Below are 22,583 nucleotides of genomic sequence, written 5' to 3' on the forward strand. Positions count from 1 at the left end.
ACCCGACATCTCGCGCTCCCAGCTGAGCTATACCCCCATGGACGCTATTATATCAAACCAATAAAAAATTTGCAACTACATCTTGCAATTTTTTTATTGGGTGATATAATGTATCCAGAACATTTGCATATAGTTGTCTTCAGGGCAGGGTGAAATTCCCGACCGGCGGTAAAGTCCGCGAGCGTGTATCACGCAGAATTGGTGTAACTCCAATACCGACAGTAAAGTCTGGATGAAAGAAGATGTGTTAAATAAAGATAATACACCTGTCTATTATTAACACCTGAAGGGCACACTTTCAGGTGTTACTTTATTTTCAGGAGGAAAGTATTATGAATATGAGCAAGAAAACAAGTAAAATAACCATAATGGCCATGTTATGTGCTTTGGCTTTTGTAGCCGTTTTAATTATCCGGATTCCTATTGTCCCGGTCGCCCCATTTTTGGAGTACGAACCAAAAGACGTTATTATATTGACTGGAGGATTTGTATTTGGTCCTATGTCAGCGGTCATTATTTCCGTTATCGTTTCATTTATTGAAATGTTTACCATCAGCAGCACTGGAATCATTGGTCTGATCATGAATATCTTGTCCACAGTTGCCTTTGTCTGCCCTGCCGCTTATCTTTATAAAAAACGCCATTCCATGACTGGCGGCTTTGTAGGTATGGTAATCGGTTGTCTGCTTATGACAGCTGTCATGGTGTTGTGGAATTATCTGATTACGCCCATTTATATGGGATACCCCAGAGAAGCTGTCGTTAAACTTTTGTTACCAGCTATTATACCATTTAATCTTTTAAAAAGCGGTATCAATACAGTCCTGACTCTTCTTATTTATAAGCCACTTGTTACTACACTGAGAAAATCAAATCTCCTGTCTTTTCAGACGCAAGACACGAGTAAAAATGGAACAATCAGTTTAGGCATGACACTGATTGTTGGAGTTATTTTAGTGACAATCGTCATGGTGATTCTTGTTTTAAATGGGGTCATTTAATTCAACTTAACTTTCATTAAAAAATGAAATAATGCGTAGAAAATGCAAATCCATTTCATGACTGCAAATTCTACGCATCTAACTAAATCTAAGTTACTATTCCTGTCAAATATAAAAAATCTCTTTTAAATATTCCCAGACATTTCATTTGAATACCTTATATCTATCATACCTCAAAAAAGAAACTCTTCTAATCATTTAACCTATTCCATAAATACTTTCCAGCGCTTTAAATCACCAATTGCAAATGTATACTCCGGTGTAACAATAGAATCTTTTATTTCTGTAACATAATACCATGGATCATCTTCATGCAGCGGATTATTTAGAACATGAAAATCCTGAGCCGGCATGTATCCCTGGGCTAAAAGAAAACATTTATTTCCTGCTGCATCCTCTGCTACATCAATCACCATAACACAATGACCGGGGCTTCCTCCTCGGATCAGCAGATCTCCAGATAATAGCTGTTTTAAATCAACACTGCTGCTCTCTCTTTCAAGGGAAATGGTCCCCGCATATATCATGACCTGCCTTAAATATTTTATCAGGTTTTCTTTGGATTCATCATAAGAAGCCTGCTTTTTCCACCATACCTTATTTCCTTCCACAGACAGGCGCTTTCCCTCTCTCCAGGAAGAATAATCCATGAGAAAACCATTGGTGAGCTGAAATGAAATATCTTTAAATGCACCGACCGACCATAGATATTCACCATACATACGAATGACACTGTCTGCACACTGCTGTAAATCCCCATTTACTAATGGCATTGAGAAAACTGCAGCATGGGCCTTTTGATTTCTCTTTTCGCTTCCATCATGCAAAAGTACAGGGCTTTTATCCGGTTTAAGTACGTACTTTCTTAAATATCCCTGAAAGCTGCCCAAAGGTTTTTCCACTCTGACATAGCCATCAGGGGTAGCAAATCGTTCTTCCAGCGTTGTTCCGGCTGAATGAATCAAAGTCTTTTTTATTGTTGTGCTATTGACAGACATTGTACGTTCCACATTATCACTTACTGGTGTATTTACTGTAGGGTCAGCCGAATGGGTCAGGATTTCATGACTTGACTGTTCTGTTTCCAGAATCATGGCTTTTTGCTTATTAAAATATTTCGTCTGAAACACTAAGAGACTTATTAAAGCGCATGTCATACATCCGCAAACCCACTTTTTCATATTCGGCATCCCCCACATGGTTCTTGTTCTATCCTTGCTTGTTTCTGCAATTGTAACACGATAGAAATAGGATTACCAGTAAATATAACGAATATTTAACATTATATTTTGATTACCTTGAAGTGCTGTCTGTATCATTCTTATCCATCAATTGATTTGCCAATATTTTAATATGCCTGTTTTTATATCCAGCAATACAAGAGAATGCCCCCAGAATACCAGTACAAAGAAACATGACCGCCATACCACTTCCTGCTCCGGTTCCTACCACCTTATGTAATAAACCTGCGACCAGGTGGTCAGACCTCATAAATGGTTCGTATACGTGATCAGCCAGATAACCGCCTAGAAGAATCCCCGCTGGAATGGTGGAGTATTGAATTGCATTGCGAAGTGCAAAGATGCTTCCTTGCTTACTCTGCGGAATCATCTGGTATAAAATCATGGTCTGTCCCGCTATGATATACGGAATTGGAATGCTTGCTCCTAAGCCAGCTAAAGACCAGGCAAATATACTTTGGCCGCTTCCCATCATTAAATCTCCAAACAGGAATGATATTCCCGCAGAAACATAAATAAGCTTAATCGGATTAGTTTTGGCTCTTCCACAGGTGACCATAACCCCTCCTACGATACCACCTGCCCCCATAACTCCGCTTATTAAAGAGAGCGCCTTAATATCGTTTCCGCTTCTGGCTAAAATCATTGGTGATAAGATATTTTCATATGTCAGTCTGGAGAAGAAATTAATGATTGCCATACTTATCATAATGTGCAGTATCCCTTTTTCATTGTTTAGTAATGAAATACCTTCCTTGAGACTGCCAGTTTTCATTCCACGCACTTTTGTCTTTTTCTCATTTAGGGAAGACAGTTTCACTGGGATCACGATTAACGTCAGCATGCAAAATATAAATGTAGTCAGGTCTGCCAATAGAACCAATGAAAGCCCCGCTGCCCCTGTAATCATTCCAGATAACATAGGGGCTGTAACCATGATCAAATTGCTTGAAAAGGATTGAAGGCCGCTCGCCTTTTTATATTGTCCGGCAGGTATCAAAATGCCGGTAACAATAGCAGATGCCGGAGACTGAAAGGCATTGGAACATCCTATCACCGTATTAACCAAATAGATATGTTCTATGGCCAGCTGATTTTGTCTCAATGCAAAGAATACTCCTACGGTTAATAAGGCTGCAATCGTATCTGATATAATAAGGATACCCTTTTTAGAATGTCTGTCTATAAAGGCGCCTGCAAAAATGCTGATTACTATGTATGGTAAATACGTGCAAAATGTCATAAGCGAGACTGTCATTGCAGACTGTGTTCTTTCATAAGCCCATATCGTCAGGGCAAATGATGTCATTGCACTTCCAAGCTGCGACACGGACTGTCCCAGCCAAAATATAATATAATTTTTATTATTTTCCATTGTTCTCTTTCCTTATAAGTATTTAGTCTTATAAGTACAAGGCCCAATGGGGACGAGATTGATTAAAACAATTGATTCTGTACAAGCCTCGTCCATAGATCAGACCTTGTACAGAAATGTGCACTCATATAAATTACCTTAGGATGCTTCTTCATACATTCAACCTCTCGTTTAATCTGGTGTCTGGATACTTTTATATTATAACTGTTTTTAATAAAAATGAAAATACCACTTCCTCGTAACAGGTCAAGAAAGTTCCCCCTCCCATTAGGGGAGGGGGATTTAAACTAGAGTAAAAATTAGATCACACGAACAACGGTCAAATAGGTACTCGCTCCTCCAAGAAGAGTTGCAGCACCAAGCAGACCAAACAACTGAAGCGTCAGTGTGTCACCAGCAGTCAACGGAACAATAAACGATGTTGACAATTCAGAAGCAGCCACTACTGGCGTAACAACGGAAGCAGCTATAGGTGCACCATTCTCCAATACCCGTGAAGATACCAAAAGCGCTACAGTTGTAGTAACAGCATAACTTATGAGATATTCTCCTGTTGCAGGTACCGTAAAATCGGTATTTGTGGCATCTACGGTAAAAGTATTCAAATTTTGATTATCTGGTAATGGGACATCAGTACCTCCCAGTACTACAGCAATAACCGCTGAAGTCGTGTTATTTGCTGACATGCTATCACTAGTAACGGACGGACCTGTCGGGCCGGTTGCTCCCGTTGAACCGGTAGCTCCTGCTAGACCAGCTATTCCAGCGGGGCCGGTTGGGCCGGTTGGGCCGGTGTCTCCCGTTGGGCCTGTTGGGCCGGTTGCTCCTGTTGGGCCGGTGTCTCCTGTTGGACCTGTCGGGCCAGTTGCTCCTGTTGGGCCAGTTGGGCCGGTGTCTCCTGTTGGGCCTGTTGGGCCGGTGTCTCCCGTTGGGCCTGTCGGGCCGGTTGCTCCCGTTGGGCCGGTGTCTCCCGTTGGACCTGTCGGGCCGGTTGCTCCCGTTGGGCCTGTATCTCCTGTTGGGCCGGTGGCTCCTGTTGGGCCGGTTGGGCCGGTATCTCCCGTTGGACCTGTTGGGCCGGTGTCTCCTGTTGGACCGGTTGGGCCGGTTGCTCCCGTTGGGCCAGTATCTCCCGTTGGGCCGGTGGCTCCTGTTGGGCCAGTATCTCCCGTCGGGCCGGTTGCTCCTGTCGGACCGGTATCACCTGTCGGACCGGTATCTCCCGTCGGGCCGGTGGCTCCCGTCGGACCAGTGTCTCCCGTCGGGCCAGTCGCTCCTGTTGGACCGGTATCTCCCGTTGGGCCAGTATCTCCTGTCGGGCCGGTTGCTCCCGTCGGGCCGGTATCACCTGTTGGGCCGGTGACTCCTGTAGGACCGGTATCACCTGTTGGACCGGTTGCTCCTGTCGGGCCAGTTAACCCTGTTGGGCCGGTATCTCCCGTTGGGCCAGTATCACCTGTTGGGCCGGTGGCTCCTGTCGGGCCGGTTAACCCTGTTGGGCCAGTTTCTCCCGTTGGGCCGGTGGCTCCCGTCGGACCGGTAGCTCCTGTTGGGCCAGTTTCTCCCGTCGGACCGGTAATTCCGGTTGGGCCGGTTTCTCCGGTTGGGCCGGTGGCTCCCGTCGGACCAGTGGCTCCGGTTGGGCCGGTAGCTCCTGTCGGGCCGGTGGATCCATTAAGATCATCTTCTACAATCACCAAAGTTCCTTTTAACGGAACGATTAATGAGAAAAATACGGTTGCATTGCTAATGTTTACAAGTGATAAGGTAACTGGAGCCACTGTAACTTCAACAATTCCAATACCAAATACCTCACCAGTTTTTATCGGAGAATTTCCTTCTAAAAAATCTCCCTGGGAAGTAGACAAAGCAAAAGAAGCTCCATTGGTTGCTTGAGACGATTGAGTGGCAAGCCACCAATCGATTACAAATCGTCCAGGCTGGGTAAATGTTACTACACCAGTTCCTGGATTATAGAGTATCCCGCCAGATGAATAGACTATGGTATCAAAAAGGACATTAGCACCAGAGGCAACAGTCGTTTGTGTATTTAGCTCTATTTGCAGTGCACTATTTGCCATTATTAACCCTCCATTCTTAATATTTACGGCATGCTCTATTTAGAATCATGCCTATAACTATTTTATGAATGGTTTTAAGTTTTGGCAACTGTACTAATATTAAGATTAATTTGTCCTATCAGTGTTTACTATCCGTCCATTTGTCTTACCAATATTCGGTTCAATTATAATTATAAAGTAAAATATCATTGTATTTTAAATATATGAGAGAATGTAAGTAAACCAATTCTTATTACAATTAACTGTTTTTCTAAAACATTTAAAGAATAACAGAAATTTAAGATGAAAAAGCGAATTCAATTTTACAAATCCTATCTTTCTTATTACTTACAGCATTCATGTAATTTGCTATAATATCACACTAATTTATACTTTTTCTTTTCTTGCCATTACGTATGAATCAATCATAAATCATTGATTGGATATTTGACCTACGCCAAGCCGCCGGGACATTCCCAATAAAAATAGCTGCCTGCATAAGGAATCGCTTCCGTACACAGACAGCTCATTTATTTGACACTAACTATAAAATACCTTTTATGAAAACGGATTCTCTGATTTGTAAAGCATTCCTTTTGGCTGGTTAAATCCAATTTCCTCTACACCAAGGTATTTAAATACTTCAAAGATTGCTTTTCCATAGTGTCCAAAGGCAACTGCTCCGTGATGAGGGAAGTTCTTTTCAATCAGCACATGGCGATAGAATCTTCCCATTTCAGGAATAGCAAATACGCCAATAGAACCAAAGGAGCGGGTTGCGACCGGAAGAACCTCTCCCTGTGCAACATAAGCACGGAGTAAATTATCAGCAGTGCTCTGTAAACGGAAGAATGTAATATCTCCAGGAGCAATGTCGCCTTCCAAGGTTCCCTGGGTAACTTCTTCCGGAAGGGTTCTTGCCATGATCATCTGATACTTCATAGAGCAGGCAGACAGCTTTCTTGAGCAGGTATTTCCACAATGGAATCCCATAAAGGTATCCTGGTGGGTGTAATCATGATTTCCTTTGATATCTTCTTCGTACATATCAGCAGGAACTGTATTGTTGATATCAAGAAGTGTTACCGCATCAAGGCTGACACAGGTTCCGATGAACTCGCTGAGTGCTCCGTAAATATCTACTTCACAGGATACTGGAATGCCCATGCCGGTCAGACGGCTGTTTACATAGCATGGTACAAAGCCAAACTGGGTCTGGAACGCTGGCCAGCATTTTCCTGCAATGGCAACGTATTTGCGATAGCCCTTGTGTGCTTCTACCCAGTCTAACAGAGTCAGTTCATACTGAGCAAGTTTTGGAAGGATTTCAGGCTTCTGATTTCCTGATCCAAGTTCCTTCTCCATATCTTTTACCACATCAGGGATTCTTGGATCATCTGCATGTTTATTGAAAGCCTCAAATAAATCCAGCTCAGAGTTTTCTTCAATCTCCACTCCCAGGTTATAAAGCTGTTTAATGGGAGCGTTGCATGCCAGGAAGTTTAACGGACGAGGACCGAAGCTTATAATCTTTAAGCTGGAAAGTCCAACAAGGGATCTGGCAACCGGAAGGAATTCTTCAATCATGTCAGCACACTCTGCTGCTGTTCCAACAGGATATTCCGGTATGTATGCTTTTATATTTCTAAGCTTTAAATTGTAGCTGGCATTTAACATTCCGCAGTAGGCATCACCACGGCCCTGAGTTAAATTGTCTCCGCTTTCCTCTGCAGCGGCGATAAACATGACAGGTCCGTCAAAATGCTTTGCTAAAAGAGTTTCAGAAATCTCTGGTCCGAAGTTACCAAGGTAAACCACTAAGGCATTACAGCCCGCATTCTTTACATCTTCAAGAGCCTGCACCATGTGGATTTCACTTTCAACGATACAAACGGGACATTCATAAATATTTTCCCCATTATACTTTTCCTCATAAGCCTCAACTAAAGCTTTTCTTCTGTTCACTGACAGTGATTCCGGGAAACAATCTCTGCTGACCGCTACAATACCTACTTTTAATTCAGGGATATTATACATGATATGACTCCTCCTATTATTAAGACATTTTATAAATTACGCCTTCTTTTCTTACGTTTCATTGTATTACACGGAGAGATTCTCCCCGGTGATACCGATATAGGCTTCCTCAGAAAGTCCGCCTTCCTCGTGGCCAATGAGCCATTTATTCGTTGCAAACAGCAGCTCATCCTCCTTGTATACGGCTTCACCCAGAGGTTCTAACTCCAAATTTGTTCCCTTTGGAAGAATTACCACACAGCGAAATCCACTGTCCTCTACATGGCAGGGGGCGTAATGCAGCGTGGTTGCATATACCTCAATTACAGTACCAGCAGGCACGAGAAATGCTTCCATTAAACCGGAATCATAAGTAAATTCCGTGGTAATATCCTGCTGCTTTCCAAGGATTAAGATAAGATCCGTCACCGCAATATTGACCTCTGAATCCCTGTGATATTCTACCGCGTTCAATTTTTTGTTATGGCCGTTGCAGAAGCCAACCTGTATTGGCATCTGGCCGTAAACCCTTTTTGCAAATTCCTTTGTGACTTCTAATTCCTCCAGTTCCTTAACGGAAGGTACATAGATGACATCATCAGGAAGGGGCGTGCTGCCCATCTTTTCTAATAATTCCCCTGTTTCATAGCCAGTTATGACTTTTCCATAAGCACGAAATGCTTCATCTGTCACCGGCTTGACTGCTAAACCCATAAATGCGTCCTCTCCTTTTTTATTCTCCGAATACAGCCAGGTAATCTTTTTTGAATTTTTCAATTCCCTGATCTGTAAGAGGGTGCTTTGTCATCTGCTCCAGTACTTTGTATGGAACCGTTGCAATGTCAGCTCCTGCCTTAGCGCAGTCAATGACATGAATCGGATTTCTCACACTGGCAGCAATGATTTCCGTCTCAATTCCGTGGATCTCAAAGATTTCCATAATATCTGCGATCAGATCAATTCCAGGCATTGATATATCATCCAGGCGTCCAAGGAATGGAGATACGTAAGTGGCCCCTGCTCTTGCTGCAAGAAGTGCCTGAGCTGCGGAAAATACTAAAGTGACATTGGTCTTAATATCTTCTGCGGTCAGAACCTTCACTGCCTTTAAGCCTTCCGTGGTCATTGGTATCTTTACTACCATATTTGGGTGAATGGCAGCGATCTCCCGGCCTTCTGCGATCATCCCTTCCGCATCCACAGTGGTAGCCTTAACCTCACCGCTGATAGGACCGTCTACAATGGAAGCAATCTCAGCAATTACCTGATTAAAATCCCTTCCCTCTTTTGCAATCAGGGACGGATTGGTAGTTACACCACAGATGATTCCCATCTCTTCAGCCATTTTAATTTCTTCCACATTTGCCGTATCAACAAAAAAACGCATATCCTTTGCCTCCTGTATGTTTTATTATTACTCTATAAAGATGCCAGTTTTTTATAGCTGTCCTTTAAATCTTCATAAAGTTTTTTGTATAATGAGTGATATTTTTTATAAAGCCCTGCCTGTTCTGATTCCGGTTCCGTAGATTTATCTTCGGAAATCATGGTATCACAGGCTGATTCCACACTTTCATAGATTCCGCAGCCAACGCCTGCTAAAATTGCCACGCCAAGTGCCGGGCCTTCTGTCTGTTCTACGGTTTTAACTCCGCATTCATACATATCCGAAAGCATCTGCCTCCAGATGGGGCTTTTTCCGCCGCCACCGCAGGCCATCATCTCATCTACTTCAATTCCCATCTCTTTTAAGATATCGTTGCAGTCACTAAGAGAATAGGAAACTCCCTCCATGACGGCTCTGAGCATATGAGCTTTTGTATGAATGGCAGATAATCCAAAGAAAACGCCTCGACAATCCGGATCCAGATGAGGGGTTCTCTCTCCCATCAGGTAAGGCAGATAGAGAAGCTTATCGCTTCCTGCCTTGATGATGGCAACATCCCGGTTGATTAAATCGTATACATCAATTCCCTGTCGCTCGGCTTCCTCGATGTAATCCTGACAGAAATTGTCTTTAAACCATTTTAAGGAAAGGCCTGCCCCCTGGGTAACCCCCATTACGTGCCATGCACCTGGTACCGCGCAGCAGCATGTATGGACTCTTCCTTTCGGGTCTATGGTGACCTGACTGCTGTGAGCAAAAACCACACCAGAGGTTCCTATAGTGGTAAAGGCAGTACCATCTCTTACAACTCCGGTTCCCACTGCCGCAGCCGCATTATCCCCGGCTCCGCCTACTACCTTTGTTTCCTTAGAAAGACCAGTGAGCGCAGCAATCTCCGGAAGGAGTGTTCCAGTTACCTCACAGGATTCATAGACTGTCCCTAAAAGCGCTCCATCGATATCAAGTTTATGCAGGACTTCCTCGGACCAGCACCTTTTTGCAACATTTAACAGCTGCATGCCGCTGGCATCGGAAACCTCAGTGGCAAAAACGCCTGTCAGCACAAATCGTATGTAATCTTTTGGCAGAAGAATATGTCTGCATCTTTTATATAGCTCAGGCTCATTCTTTCTCACCCATAGTATCTTGGCAGCCGTCCAGCCGGTAAGAGGAGGATTGGCTGTGATCTCAATCCATTGTTCTCTTGGCATGATCCGTAGCATATCTTCTACTTCTGCCCCGGTTCTCTGATCGCACCAGATGATAGAAGGGCGCAGCACTTCATTGTTCTCATCAAGCATGACGAGCCCGTGCATCTGGCCGGAGATTCCAATTCCTTTTATGTCTTCCTTTGAAGCCCCTGACTTTAAAACCACCTGGGAAAGAGTCTCTAAAACCGCATCTCTCCAGTCCTCAGGCTTTTGCTCCGCCCAGCCGTTGTTTGGCTGGTAAAGAGGATATTCCTTTGATGCGGAAGCTACTACTTTTCCCCCTTCTTCAAACAGAACTGTCTTTGTGGCCGATGTTCCTACATCGATCCCAATCAGATAATTCATCCCCATACCTCCTCGTTAAGTATCATACCCTGATTATAATATAAATGGAGAAAAAAAGCGTGCTCTTATTTGTCCAAGTAATAGCACTTTCTTGCACTTTTATTGTTTTCTGAAGGTATGGCCTTAAAAATAAATCAAATGTGCAAACTATGTACCCCGAAAATTTTCTGACATAGAATAGACTATATCTTTTTCACAGGAGTGGCTTCTATGTTTGATCCTAATCTGGTGCTCACACCAATGCACTATCTATATCTTTTGGGCGTCATCGTAATTCTCGCCGTAATGATTTTAAGAAAAGATACCCTTCTTGTCTGCATTGCATTTCTTTTCTTTCTGGGGGTTGCTGGGTATGGATCTGTGACCGGCGGCATCATGACTGTTTTCAATGCCATTGTGTATGCTGCCAGGGAATTCATGGATATCATTGCCACCATTGCCCTGATCATCGCCCTTTCCAAATGCTTAAAGGAGCTGGGAAGCGATTATTTAATGATGGCACCTATGTCAAAAATCATGAAATCTCCCTCCATCACCTGGTGGATTTTAGGGCTTACCATGCTGGTGTTCTCTATGTTTCTCTGGCCCTCCCCAGCGGTGGCCCTGGTCGGAGCCATTGCCTTTCCCTTTGCCGTAAAAGCAGGATTAGACCCTCTTTTTGCCGCCATGGCCATGAATCTTTTTGGCCATGGAATTGCCTTAAGCTCTGATATTATCATTCAGGGTGCACCTTCCATCTCCGCAGGAGCCGCCTCTATTGAGACCTCTGATATCCTGACTCAAGGCGGTCCTTTATTCCTGGTTATGGGTATTGTTACTGTCTGCTCCGCATATTTTCTAAATAGAAAGGAAATCTCTGCCTGCTGCCCCCAGCTATACATTCAGGAAACACCTGAGCCGGAGTTTAAGACCTGGGATTATACCTCCCTATTTATGGCGATTTTAACGCCCCTCGCACTTCTTGCCAATATTGTCTTTATGCTTGTTTATCATTTAAAGGGGACCGATGCCACCAGTATGATATCAGGTACTGCCATTCTGCTCACATGTATTGGTACTGTTCTGGGCTTTGGCATTCATTCTCTGGAACGGATTACCTTTTATATTACAGACGGCTTCCTGTTTGCCATCCGCATCTTTGCTCCTGTCATCATTATCGGGGCATTTTTCTTTTTAGGTGGAAATGGGATCACCGCTATTATGGGAGATTCCTTTCAAAGAGGCATTATGAATGACTGGGCCTTATGGCTTGCACACAATGCCCCTCTTAACAAATATATGGCAGCAATTCTTGAAATGGCGGCAGGCTGCCTGACTGGCTTAGATGGATCCGGCTTTTCCGGATTGCCACTGACCGGCTCTCTCGCCAACACCTTCGGGACTGCGGTAGGAGCCTCCGTTCCTATCCTGGCTTCTCTGGGACAGATCACCGCCATCTTCGTAGGCGGGGGAACCATTGTTCCATGGGGGCTAATCCCAGTTGCCGCCATCTGTAACGTAAGCCCTCTGGAGCTTGCCAGAAAGAACTTTCTTCCAGTCGTCATAGGCTTCCTGGCAACATTTCTGGTCGCCTGTGTTCTTTTATAACCCATTAAGCTCAAAGGAGGAATTGCTATGTGTGGAATTGCTGGTTTTTACAATCCGAACCGGAATTATGTCAAAGACAAAACTTATTATGAAAATGTATTGGAATCTATGTCAGCAGCCCAAAAGCATCGGGGTCCTGATGATTCAGGAATCTGGCTTTTTGAGCACGGTGGACTTTCCCATGCCCGCTTATCCATTATTGACCTGGCAAATGGGAGCCAGCCCATGAAAAAAACAGAGGCCGGGAAAACCTTTGTCATTGTATATAACGGCGAAATATACAATACAGAGGAACTTCGTAAGGATTTAATCAAACGAGGCCACTCCTTTGCCACCACCTGCGATACAGAGGTTATTCTCACCGGATATATGGAATTTGGGCCTGATTTTGTGAAGCAGCTGAACGGGATTTTTGCGTTTGCCATCCAGGATCCCTATCGCGACGGACTATGTCTCTTTCGGGACCGCTCCGGGGTTAAGCCCCTGTTCTACACCATTCAGGATGAGGAGATCATCTTTTCCTCGGAATTAAAGGGGATTCTTGCCTATCCGGGTATAAAGCCTGTGTTAGACCGGGATGGACTGAACCAGGTATTTTCCATTGGCCCGGCCCGCACCCCTGGTTCTGGAATCCTAAAGGGAATGAAAGAGCTTCTTCCCGGACACTTTCTCTTCTGTTCCAGGGATGGCTTTCGTTTAAAAAGCTACTGGAAGCTAGAAAGCCACCCCCATGAGGACAGCTATGAGGAGACCATTGAAAAGACCTCATTTCTTGTTCGGGATTCTATCCGCCGCCAGATGGTATCTGATGTCCCTATCTGTACTTTTTTATCCGGGGGACTTGATTCCAGTCTTGTTTCCGCTGTCTGTGCCCAGGAGCTAAAAAAACAGGGCAAAAGGCTATCTACCTTTTCCTTTGACTTTGTCAACAACGACATATTTTTTAAGGCCAACAACTTTCAGCCGTCACAGGATCGCCCTTATGTAGACCAGATGGTAAAATTTCTGGATTCTGACCATCATTACCTGGAATGCGACAACTTGACTCAGGCAGACCGGCTCTATGATTCTGTAAGAGCCCACGACCTGCCTGCCATGGGAGATATCGATTCCTCACTGCTCCACTTCTGCTCTCTGGTAAAGCCTTATAACAAAGTAACACTGACAGGAGAATGTGCCGATGAAATCTTTGGCGGTTATCCCTGGTTCCATAAAGAGGAATGCTTTAATGCCCACGCATTTCCCTGGACCATGGATTTAAAGCCACGAAAGGCCATGTTAAATCATGAGTTCCTCGACTACCTGAATATGGAGGATTATGTGAGGGAAACTTATGAAAAATCCATTGCCGAGACACCGGTTCTTCTGGAAGACAATAAAACGGAAGCGAGAAGAAGGGAGATTTCCTACTTAAATCTTCGCTGGTTCATGCAGACTTTATTAAACCGTATGGACCGTACCAGCATGTACTCCGGCCTGGAAGCAAGAGTCCCCTTTGCCGACCACCGTATCATCGAATACGTCTGGAACGTGCCATGGGATATGAAAACAAGAAATGGTGTTGTAAAGAATCTTCTTCGGGAGTCCGGGAAAGGGCTGCTTCCAGATGAAGTTCTGTTCCGAAGAAAGTCACCTTATCCCAAAACCTATGACACAAACTACGAGGCACTTTTAGTCGAACGGGTAAAAGAAATAGCACTGGCTTCCTCCCCAGTCATGCAGTTCCTTGACAGGGAACATCTGGAAAAATTCTTAACAAGTCCTTCCGATTACGGAAAACCATGGTACGGTCAGTTGATGGCAGGTCCTCAGATGCTTGCCTATCTCCTACAGATCAACAACTGGCTGGAAACTTACCATATTTCAGTCGAATAAAAATGGAGGTGCTGACTCAAAATACCCAGGTCAGCACCTCCATTTTTTGCCATAAAAAATCTTTTTTTTACAGGCGTTGTCATTTTTTCGTAAACATAGAAAGAAAACTGTAAGACCATTCATTCCCGTTTTATGTTAATATATAATAATAAAACATGAGACTGAAACTAAGGAGTTATTATGAAACATTACAGCATTGGCGAAGTTTCAGACCGTTTGGGCATAAGTAGGGATGCACTTCGATTTTATGAAAAAAAAGGAATCATTAAACCTAAAAAAGAAAAAAACGGATACCGGGCCTATACTTATGATGACATTCACAAGCTTTCCAGCATTTTATTTTACCGCAGACTTAACTTCAGCCTGGAAGACATTGACCGGATTCTGTCTCATAGTTCACTTCCCTCCTACAGTTCTATCATTCAGGAGAAAATTGCAAAAGAAAAGCAGGAAGTGGAAAAGCACAAGCAATCTCTGGTCCACCTGGCCCACTTAAAGCAGCTATCAAAAAATGTTGAATTGTGTCTGAACCGGTACGATATTCGTCCGCTGCGCAGGCATTATATCATTCCGGATACTAGTTTTATACACGAAAAAGAGATATCCGATCTGTGTTATCGTTTTCAGGAATACCGGATCATTAAGGATTCCGCAGAAAAAACAAAAGAATATACGGTACTGGCAAGCCATACTGCGGCTGTCATGGATCTGCAGGAAGAATTAGAGGACTTCTCCATGCTCCAGCATAACCGTTGTGTTTATACCATCATTGCCTCCAGCCAGCCTGTTCCTGATTCTCTTTCAATCACAAAAGCAGCTAACTGGGCAAGGGAGCAGGGATACCATTTAACTGGTGCCGCCTATAGCTGCCATCTTCCAGGTTACACATTTCAAAATAAGTCAGATGAAAAGACAGTGGAATCGGTTTATTATATCGAATTATTTTTACCTTTACATACTTCATAAAAACAAACATAAAGGGAAGCCATGACCGGCTTTCCTTATCTTTCATTTAAAGGGTAATTATTTCTAAAATATTCTTTTAGCCCAACGGCGTATTTGACTCGTTCTTCTGGCTTTGAATACATTCTGCCTGATGAATACAAGTTATCATCCTTGTATCTTGGAAATACATGCAAGTGATAATGCCAGACCTCCTGATTTCCGTAAGGTTCGTTATGCTGCCTTGATGATACCCCATCACACTGATAGACTTCTTTCAGTGCAATAGCAACTTCCCTTTCCAGTTTGTGTATCTTTGCTGAGATGTCATCAGGCAAATCATAAATATTTTCATAATGATCATTGGGTATGATAATTACATTTCCTTTGTTATTCTCAAAAAATCCTGCATTAATAAACGCTGTTATGTATTCATCCTGGTATACGATGTCCGACTGTTTTGTATGGATAAATTGGTTTTCTATTCCCTGAGCGACTTGACAAAACGGGCAGATATAATTATCTGGTGCGTGATTATACATCTGATTCCTCCTTCATAACATGAAATTCATCGGCAAACCTTAGTTTAACACAGATAGAACCATTTTCATATATCCTGATATGATCCACCAATTGAATTAAAATATCTCTGGTCAATTCGTTGATATTTTCACTTTTCCTATATGCCGCTAACACAGGATTCTCCACCTCATTGGACATATCAAGTTCTTCCTTTTGGTCTCGCAGATGATCTAATATATGCTGTATGGCCTCTGATCTTCTTTCGTAATCTTCCTTCATCTGCTGATAATCCCTTTTAGTGATCTCACCATCTTTCCAGTCTTCATAAAGGCTCTGCTTATAATGTGTAATCCTATATAGCTCCTTTTCTTTGGTTTTTATCAGACCCTTTAACGGATCAGAACGGCTTTCCTTTTTTGGATCTGTATCTATTTCTTCTATCACTTCCCGATAGCAAATACAAGTAGAGATCAGCTTTCTGATTACCTCTAAGACCGCCTGCTCCAAATCCCTGTGTCTGATGGTGTGTTTGGTACAGGCATTTTTTGACTGGTTCTTATAAGTACTGCAATGATAATAAACATTATGTTTGACCTTGCTGCGTGTCATCGCCTTGCCGCAATCTCCGCAGCGCAAAAAACCGCTGAATAGATAAAGGACATTTTGATTCGGTGCTGTCCTTGTATCTCTTTTTAGCAGCTCCTGAACCTGATTAAAATCCTCACGTTTAATAATTGGCTCATGAGTATCTGACACAACAAACCATTCCTCCTCTGGAACGGCTTCCTGCACATGGATTTTATAACTCTTCTTGCGGTAACGCCCCTGAACCATGTCCCCTGTATAAATCTGGTTTTTTAAAATCCCAGTGACGGTCATCACACTCCATAGACCTCTGCCCATATCTACATTGGGATTTTGATATTTCAGTCCTTTCTGTCTTTTATAAGCAGATGGACATAAAATGCCATAATCATTGAGAAGATGGACGATTGCATTTTTACTCTTTCCTTCTAAATACCAGGAGAAAATACTTTTTACCTGCTTTGCAGCCTCTGGATCTATGATAAGAGCATTTCTATTTTCCGGGTCTTTTTCATAACCGTATACGGCGAAGGATCCGATGTGCAGCCCTTTTTCCCTTTTTTTATCAAATGTCCTTCTTACGCTTTCTGAGGTTCCCCTTGCATGCTCTTCGTTTAGTACTCCCTGAACCGGAACCGCCAGGTTTTGCACATTCCTGGGGTCTTTATAGGTATCAATGGGCTGCTGGTAAAGAGAAATAAACCGCACGTTATTTCTTGGAAACCAATCACCCAGGTAATAGCTTTGATCCCCATTGTTACGAAAGCTTCTGGCCAGATTCTTGACAATGACACAATTGACCTTTCCCTTTTGTATATCTTTTAACAGAAGCTGAAAATTTTCCCGTTCTTCATCCGTTGTACCGCTTACACCATCATCCACATACTCCCCTGCAAATATATATTGATCACCATCGTCTTGCTGTTCTAAAAAGTCGGTCAAAATAAGCCTTTGATTGGTAATGCTCTCTGATTCATCTTTTCCACGCTTATCTTCACGGGATAGGCGAATGTAAAACCCCACAAGCCATACCTTCGTCTTTAAAGGCGTTTTATTTTGATTCTGCCTGTCCGCTGATCTTGCCATGAAGCTTGTTTCTCCCCTTTCTTTTCATGGTTAGATATATGCAATCCCTTGTTTGTCCTATGAGATAAGGAACGTATGGATATAAAATCCGATTTTGAGCATTCTCAGAAAGGACATATCTGTAACAGGAACTGCTTGATTATGAAGATGATATCAGTTAAGCTTATAGAAAGATACAACAGGAGGACTGCCATGGAATTTCATGAAAAACTGCAGCAGCTGAGAAAACAAAAACAGCTGACCCAGGAACAGCTTGCCAATGAGCTATATGTATCGCGAACTGCTGTCTCCAAATGGGAAAGCGGCAAAGGATATCCAAATATTGAATCCCTTAAATGCATATCCAGACTTTTTTCCGTCACCATTGACGATCTGCTTTCAGGAGACGAATTGATTATTCTTGCGGAAGAAGAAAACCGCACTAATATAAATAGTATCACTCATTTGATTTACGGTCTGCTGGACGTATTTACCATCTTATTTATGTTTCTTCCCTTATACGGCCAGCCTGATGGAGATTACATCAGATCAGTGACACTATTTTCCTATCATGATTCAGAGATCATACGCCTCGTATATTTTATTTTGCTGATTTTAATATCCATCTGGGGAGCCGCTCAGCTGATACTCCGGTCACTACAACAAGAAAAAGCGTTAAAGACATTCCGTATAGGATCCTTTCTATTGCATTCCATTGCCATTCTGATCTTTATCATGACCCGTCAGCCTTATATCACTGCATTTTCTTTTCTGCTTCTTATTATTAAGACAATACTGCTGGTGAAACAGGCGAAATGGCAGCATACGTGATAAATACGGCACTTTACGGCCTTTGACACGTTTCGTGTCAACGTATTTCATGATAGTGACTACAGGTTTCTTGCATATTTTCTGCCTGGGAAATAAAATAAAACAACGTACCCGGCATAAAACCTTGCCAAGGGATTACTATATTATCAGCAATAAAAAGGAGGATTTTTATTCATGGATCTAAACGTAATTGAAATTTTAAAGGTAATTTTTCTTGGAATTGTGGAAGGCATTACAGAATGGCTGCCAATCAGCAGTACCGGCCATATGTTGATTGTAGATGAGTTTCTTCAATTAAATGCAAGTGATGCTTTTAAAGAGATGTTTTTTGTTGTCATTCAGCTTGGCGCCATTTTAGCAGTCGTGGGTATTTTCTGGGATAAGATGTTTCCCTTTCAATTTAAAAACAAAAATATGCCGGTAATTCGGGGTGATGTTTTCTCCCTGTGGTTTAAAACCGCCTTTGCCTGCATTCCTGGAGCAGTGGTCACTATCTTATTTGATGACTTTATTGAAGCCCATCTTCATACTCCATTTGTGATTGCAGCGGCACTGATTTTCTATGGAATCGCATTTATACTGGTGGAAAACTGGAACAAGCATCGAACACCTAAGATTAATGAGCTTACGAATATCACTTATCAGACGGCTTTTCTCATTGGCATGTTCCAGGTTCTTTCTATTATCCCTGGGACCTCCCGCTCCGGCTCCACCATCATCGGCGCTCTTATCATAGGCGTCTCCCGTGTGGCTGCGGCAGAATTTACATTCTTTCTCGCTGTCCCTGTTATGTTTGGCTTAAGTGCACTGAAAATCCTTAAGTTCGGCCTGGAATTTTCCGGTTCTGAATTAATTATCTTAGTGGTGGGAATGGTAACAGCCTTTCTCGTTTCAATCTTTGTCATCAAGTTTTTAATGAGCTTTATTAAAAAGCATGATTTTAAATTGTTTGGCTGGTACCGTATTTACTTTGGTCTGTTTGTCATACTGATTACCCTGCTATTTTAATAAATAAAGCATATAAAAAACCGCCTTATCCTTTCTATGACTGCCAGTCAGCCACTGAGATAAGACGGTTTTTGTCATTTATTTTTCTTTTCTCCGGTCTTCATGCGCTATTTCCTTTTCACAAGCAGGCACAAATGCCGAACTGTAAAGATAAGGAACCAGGACGGTAGATACGTTTCTATGTCTCCTTAGTCTCTGCATGATAAAATATGTGGTCTGGTTGTGCAGGATGTTAGCAAACCAGCTTTCTTCCATAAAACGAGACATGACAATGGTAATCATATCGCCAGGCTCTAAGTTCTGTTCCCGTTTGCTGATATAATCCTCAACCGGCTCTATCAGCTCCCGGTAAGGAGAGTTTACAACTTCAAGGGGCACATCTATGCCCGTCTCCACCCACCTCTTTCTCAGCAGTTCACTTTGCTTTTCATCGGTAGAGATATGAAGGGCAACAACGTTGGAGGTTATTAAATTAGCATAGTTAAGAGCTTTTAATACAGAACGGTTGATTCCACCCACTAATACGATACAAAGGTTCGTATCCTTGCTGACGCTCTTATGATAATGGGCCATGAAGTTATTGACCTTTAGCTGGCGCCCTACGAATTGATAATGCTTCTCGATCCGGTACATAATGTATACGATTACCGGAATGACAATTGCTAAAAGCCAGGAACCCTGATGAAATCTTGTAACAAATACAATGACAGTTCCGGTTCCGGTCATCAAAGCACCAAGACCGTTAATCAGCATCTTATACCAGTATCCTTTCCCTTTTACACGAATCCACCGAAGCACCATTCCTGTTTGGGAAAGGGTAAAGGATAAAAATACTCCAATGGCATAAAGAGGTATCAGATAATGAGTCTCTGCGTTAAAAATAATGAGCAGAAGGGCCGCCAGGAAAAAGATAAATAAAATACCGTTTGAAAAGCTGAGCCTAGTTCCCCGATGCATGAATTGGCGCGGTACATAACCATCGTCAGCAAGAATTGCAAGCAGAGTCGGTAAGCCGTTATAAGCGGTATTGGCTGCCAATAAAAGAATCAAAGAGGTAGCAAACTGAAGGATATAAAACATGATACCATGTCCAAAAACAGCTGACCCAAGCTGGGAGATTACAGTCTTTCCTTCTAACGGAATGATGTGCAGTGATGTTACAAGGATTACGGATCCTCCGAAAATGACAATAATAATTCCTACCAGAATAAATAGTACATTCTTGGCATTTTTCTGAGAAGGCTCACGAAAGCTTGGGACTGCATTGCTGACTACTTCTACACCGGTCAATGCCGAGCACCCGGAAGAAAAGGCCCTGAGCAAAAGAAAGAGAGATACTGTGCCCACGCCGTCTGTCACGGACTTCATGGATTCCGGGTATTGAACCGGAGATAGGTTTCCGGTAAAAAGCTTTACAAAGCCGGTAACAATGAGAGCCAGCATAATTAGTATAAATGCATACGTCGGGATACCAAAAAGCTTTGATGCCTCTCTCATTCCCCTTAAATTTAAAAGAGTGATGATGCACAAGAATAACAGTGCAAACAACAGTCTGTAATGTATGAAGCCTGGAAATGCCGATACAAGCGCCGCTGTGGCGGCTGAAAGGCTGACGGCTACCGTCATGACATAACCAATCATAAGAGCAGAAGCCGCAACCAGGGAGGCCGTCTTTCCTATGTTTTCAGCAGAAACGATATAAGCACCACCACCATTTGGATAGCAGGCAATAATCTGCGAATACGAAAACGCAAGTACCAGGAAAAGCAGAATAATCGGCGAAGTAACCAGGCCTAAGTAATTCACTGCAGCCAGTCCTATAATTGGAACCAGCACCAGCAACATCTCCTCAATGGCATATGCTACCGAAGATACTGCATCACTTGCCATAATGGGGACACCCCAAAACGGTCCCAGCTTCTCTCCTTCCAGATCATTGTTTTTTAAAGCATTCCCCAGTAATATATTTTTTAACTTTTTCTTTGAATCCATGACAATTCCTCTCTGGCATATTTACTACATATTTTAATTATAGCCACTTTCCTATAATTAAATATTCCGATGAATCATCATAGGCTTAATTTTCGTTATTGTCAAGTGTAATTTATAACAGAATGGTATTAATAAAACGTTAAAAATAAATATAGACCTTTCTTACCTTCTTATTTCTTATGTTATTTCTTATATGATTCCTAATGCTGTATCCAATCCTAAAATATCTCATTTGCCTGAATAGATGATATCATACCTTAAAGCTTTCCACATTTATTTGTCTTTTTAGCTTAGGACTTAGTCTGTCTTTGGCAGGGGAGGAAAATGCGACAATATAAAACTTGAGTCTTACTAATTGATGCACATTTATTATTTCCCTATTTTCTTAAAAGAGTATTCACTGGAAAATACCTTTTTTATTTAATTCAGATTAAAATATTGCTTCTATCTTTTCTTAATTTTCCACTCCTTTATCCCTCATCGCGAAACCGTATTGTTTTTCAGCATATTTTATTATATAGACCTAAGGTATTAGTTCTAAATACATCTAGTAAAAATAATGAAAAGGAGATATTTGGGAATATGAGCAATATTGCACTTCAAATAGAACGTACCTCCGACGGTACTGTAGATAATAATAGCAATGTCCTTTTTGATTCCACTGTATATTCCGCTGGAAACATTAGCTATAACCCATTAACCGGTACCATAACCATCAATGAAACAGGCAGATTCTATATTGACTGGTGGGTCGCCACCCAGTCTTCCCCCAACACCTTTGGCGTGATTTTTGCTATCGTCACTTCACAGGGCGATTTCCTGATAGGAAATTCACCTATAAAGACAACCGAAGTGGTGGGAATTGGAGTTATAGATGTTCCTGAAGCTCCAATAACTTTATCATTGGTTAACGTAAGCTCTGCTATGTTTTATTATAGTCCCAATCTACCGGTAAAAGCCACACTTGTTATCATTCAGGAGAACTCTGATAATGAGGGGCCAACTGGTGATACCGGGCCCACGGGAAGCACCGGTCCGACAGGCAGCACCGGTCCGACGGGTGATACCGGATCTACTGGTGGCATCGGACCAACTGGCGACACTGGACCTACGGGCGATATTGGGCCTACTGGCGACACCGGGCCGACTGGGCCTACTAGTGATACTGGGCCTACCGGCGATACTGGATCCACTGGCGATACCGGATCTACTGGCGATACTGGACCTACCGGCGATACTGGACCTACCGGGCCCACTGGCGACACTGGACCTACCGGCGACACTGGACCTACCGGCGACACTGGACCTACCGGCGACACTGGACCTACTGGTGATACCGGTCCTACTGGCAACACTGGACCTACTGGGCCCACCAGTGATACCGGACCTACCGGTGAAACTGGGCCTACCGGCGATACAGGACCCACAGGACCTACGGGTGACACTGGACCTACTGGAGATACCGGCCCCATTGGCGATACTGGACCTACCGGCGACACTGGGCCTACTGGGCCTACCAGTGATACCGGGCCTACTGGCG

At 43.0% G+C, this 22,583-nt stretch carries 17 protein-coding genes and 1 riboswitch; of the genes, 7 read left to right on the forward strand and 10 right to left on the reverse strand.

The window, feature by feature from the left end:
* Positions 1-131: 131 nt before the first annotated feature.
* A riboswitch (FMN riboswitch) is annotated at positions 132-248 on the forward strand.
* 84 nt (positions 249-332) lie between these two features.
* Positions 333-1,001 (forward strand): ECF transporter S component, encoded by a 669-nt coding sequence (locus T546_RS0121610; RefSeq protein ID WP_207641339.1) that lies wholly within the window; start codon positions 333-335, stop codon positions 999-1,001.
* 203 nt (positions 1,002-1,204) lie between these two features.
* On the opposite strand, the gene T546_RS0121615 is transcribed toward T546_RS0121610, so the two are convergent.
* The 7 genes from T546_RS0121615 to xylB form a co-directional block, all read right to left on the reverse strand.
* Positions 1,205-2,182, reverse strand: a complete 978-nt coding sequence (locus T546_RS0121615; protein ID WP_051630034.1) for a DUF4846 domain-containing protein — start codon at positions 2,180-2,182, stop codon at positions 1,205-1,207.
* Positions 2,183-2,294: 112 nt separating this feature from the next.
* Positions 2,295-3,617, reverse strand: coding sequence for an MFS transporter (locus T546_RS0121620; RefSeq protein ID WP_026893405.1), 1,323 nt, complete (start codon positions 3,615-3,617; stop codon positions 2,295-2,297).
* Between the two features lie 299 nt (positions 3,618-3,916).
* Positions 3,917-5,698 (reverse strand): BclA C-terminal domain-containing protein, encoded by a 1,782-nt coding sequence (locus tag T546_RS25165; protein WP_207641340.1) that lies wholly within the window; start codon positions 5,696-5,698, stop codon positions 3,917-3,919.
* A gap of 537 nt (positions 5,699-6,235) precedes the next feature.
* Positions 6,236-7,714, reverse strand: coding sequence for an L-fucose/L-arabinose isomerase family protein (locus T546_RS0121630; protein WP_026893406.1), 1,479 nt, complete (start codon positions 7,712-7,714; stop codon positions 6,236-6,238).
* Positions 7,715-7,780: 66 nt separating this feature from the next.
* The gene (locus T546_RS0121635; RefSeq protein WP_026893407.1) at positions 7,781-8,407 is read right to left on the reverse strand and encodes a DUF4867 family protein; all 627 of its coding nucleotides are present in this window, start codon (positions 8,405-8,407) and stop codon (positions 7,781-7,783) included.
* A 19-nt stretch (positions 8,408-8,426) separates the two neighbouring features.
* Entirely contained in the window at positions 8,427-9,080 is a 654-nt protein-coding gene (fsa, locus tag T546_RS0121640; RefSeq protein WP_026893408.1) for a fructose-6-phosphate aldolase, read from the reverse strand.
* A 32-nt stretch (positions 9,081-9,112) separates the two neighbouring features.
* On the reverse strand, positions 9,113-10,636 hold the full coding sequence (xylB, locus tag T546_RS0121645) for a xylulokinase (RefSeq protein WP_026893409.1): 1,524 nt from the start codon (positions 10,634-10,636) through the stop codon (positions 9,113-9,115).
* 210 nt (positions 10,637-10,846) lie between these two features.
* Between xylB and T546_RS0121650 the strand changes: the two genes are divergently transcribed.
* From T546_RS0121650 to T546_RS0121660, 3 genes are all read left to right on the forward strand, one after another.
* Positions 10,847-12,223 carry a hypothetical protein gene (locus tag T546_RS0121650; RefSeq protein WP_026893410.1) on the forward strand — a complete coding sequence of 459 codons (1,377 nt, stop codon included), beginning with the start codon at positions 10,847-10,849 and terminating at the stop codon, positions 12,221-12,223.
* Between the two features lie 27 nt (positions 12,224-12,250).
* The gene (gene asnB / locus T546_RS0121655) at positions 12,251-14,098 is read left to right on the forward strand and encodes an asparagine synthase (glutamine-hydrolyzing) (RefSeq protein WP_026893411.1); all 1,848 of its coding nucleotides are present in this window, start codon (positions 12,251-12,253) and stop codon (positions 14,096-14,098) included.
* A gap of 180 nt (positions 14,099-14,278) precedes the next feature.
* Positions 14,279-15,064, forward strand: a complete 786-nt coding sequence (locus T546_RS0121660; RefSeq protein ID WP_026893412.1) for a MerR family transcriptional regulator — start codon at positions 14,279-14,281, stop codon at positions 15,062-15,064.
* 35 nt (positions 15,065-15,099) lie between these two features.
* On the opposite strand, the gene T546_RS0121665 is transcribed toward T546_RS0121660, so the two are convergent.
* Both T546_RS0121665 and T546_RS0121670 read right to left on the reverse strand, forming a co-directional pair.
* Complete coding sequence (locus T546_RS0121665) at positions 15,100-15,582, reverse strand: HIT family protein (protein ID WP_026893413.1); 483 nt, start codon at positions 15,580-15,582, stop codon at positions 15,100-15,102.
* The gene (locus T546_RS0121670; protein ID WP_026893414.1) at positions 15,575-17,233 is read right to left on the reverse strand and encodes a recombinase family protein; all 1,659 of its coding nucleotides are present in this window, start codon (positions 17,231-17,233) and stop codon (positions 15,575-15,577) included. The genes T546_RS0121665 and T546_RS0121670 overlap by 8 nt, the downstream gene beginning before the upstream one ends.
* 192 nt (positions 17,234-17,425) lie before the next feature.
* On the opposite strand from T546_RS0121670, the gene T546_RS0121675 reads away from it, so the two are divergent.
* Positions 17,426-18,043, forward strand: coding sequence for a helix-turn-helix domain-containing protein (locus T546_RS0121675; RefSeq protein WP_026893415.1), 618 nt, complete (start codon positions 17,426-17,428; stop codon positions 18,041-18,043).
* Positions 18,044-18,217: 174 nt separating this feature from the next.
* Entirely contained in the window at positions 18,218-19,051 is an 834-nt protein-coding gene (locus tag T546_RS0121680) for an undecaprenyl-diphosphate phosphatase (protein WP_026893416.1), read from the forward strand.
* Between the two features lie 78 nt (positions 19,052-19,129).
* Here the strand turns inward: T546_RS0121680 and T546_RS0121690 are convergent, their stop codons facing one another.
* Entirely contained in the window at positions 19,130-21,043 is a 1,914-nt protein-coding gene (locus T546_RS0121690) for an APC family permease (protein WP_034600254.1), read from the reverse strand.
* A gap of 991 nt (positions 21,044-22,034) precedes the next feature.
* On the opposite strand from T546_RS0121690, the gene T546_RS26040 reads away from it, so the two are divergent.
* A partial coding sequence (locus T546_RS26040; protein WP_242842274.1) for a hypothetical protein occupies positions 22,035-22,583 on the forward strand: 549 nt, incomplete at its 3' end.

The sequence above is a fragment of the [Clostridium] aerotolerans DSM 5434 genome, assembly GCF_000687555.1.
Lineage (GTDB): Bacteria > Bacillota > Clostridia > Lachnospirales > Lachnospiraceae > Lacrimispora > Lacrimispora aerotolerans.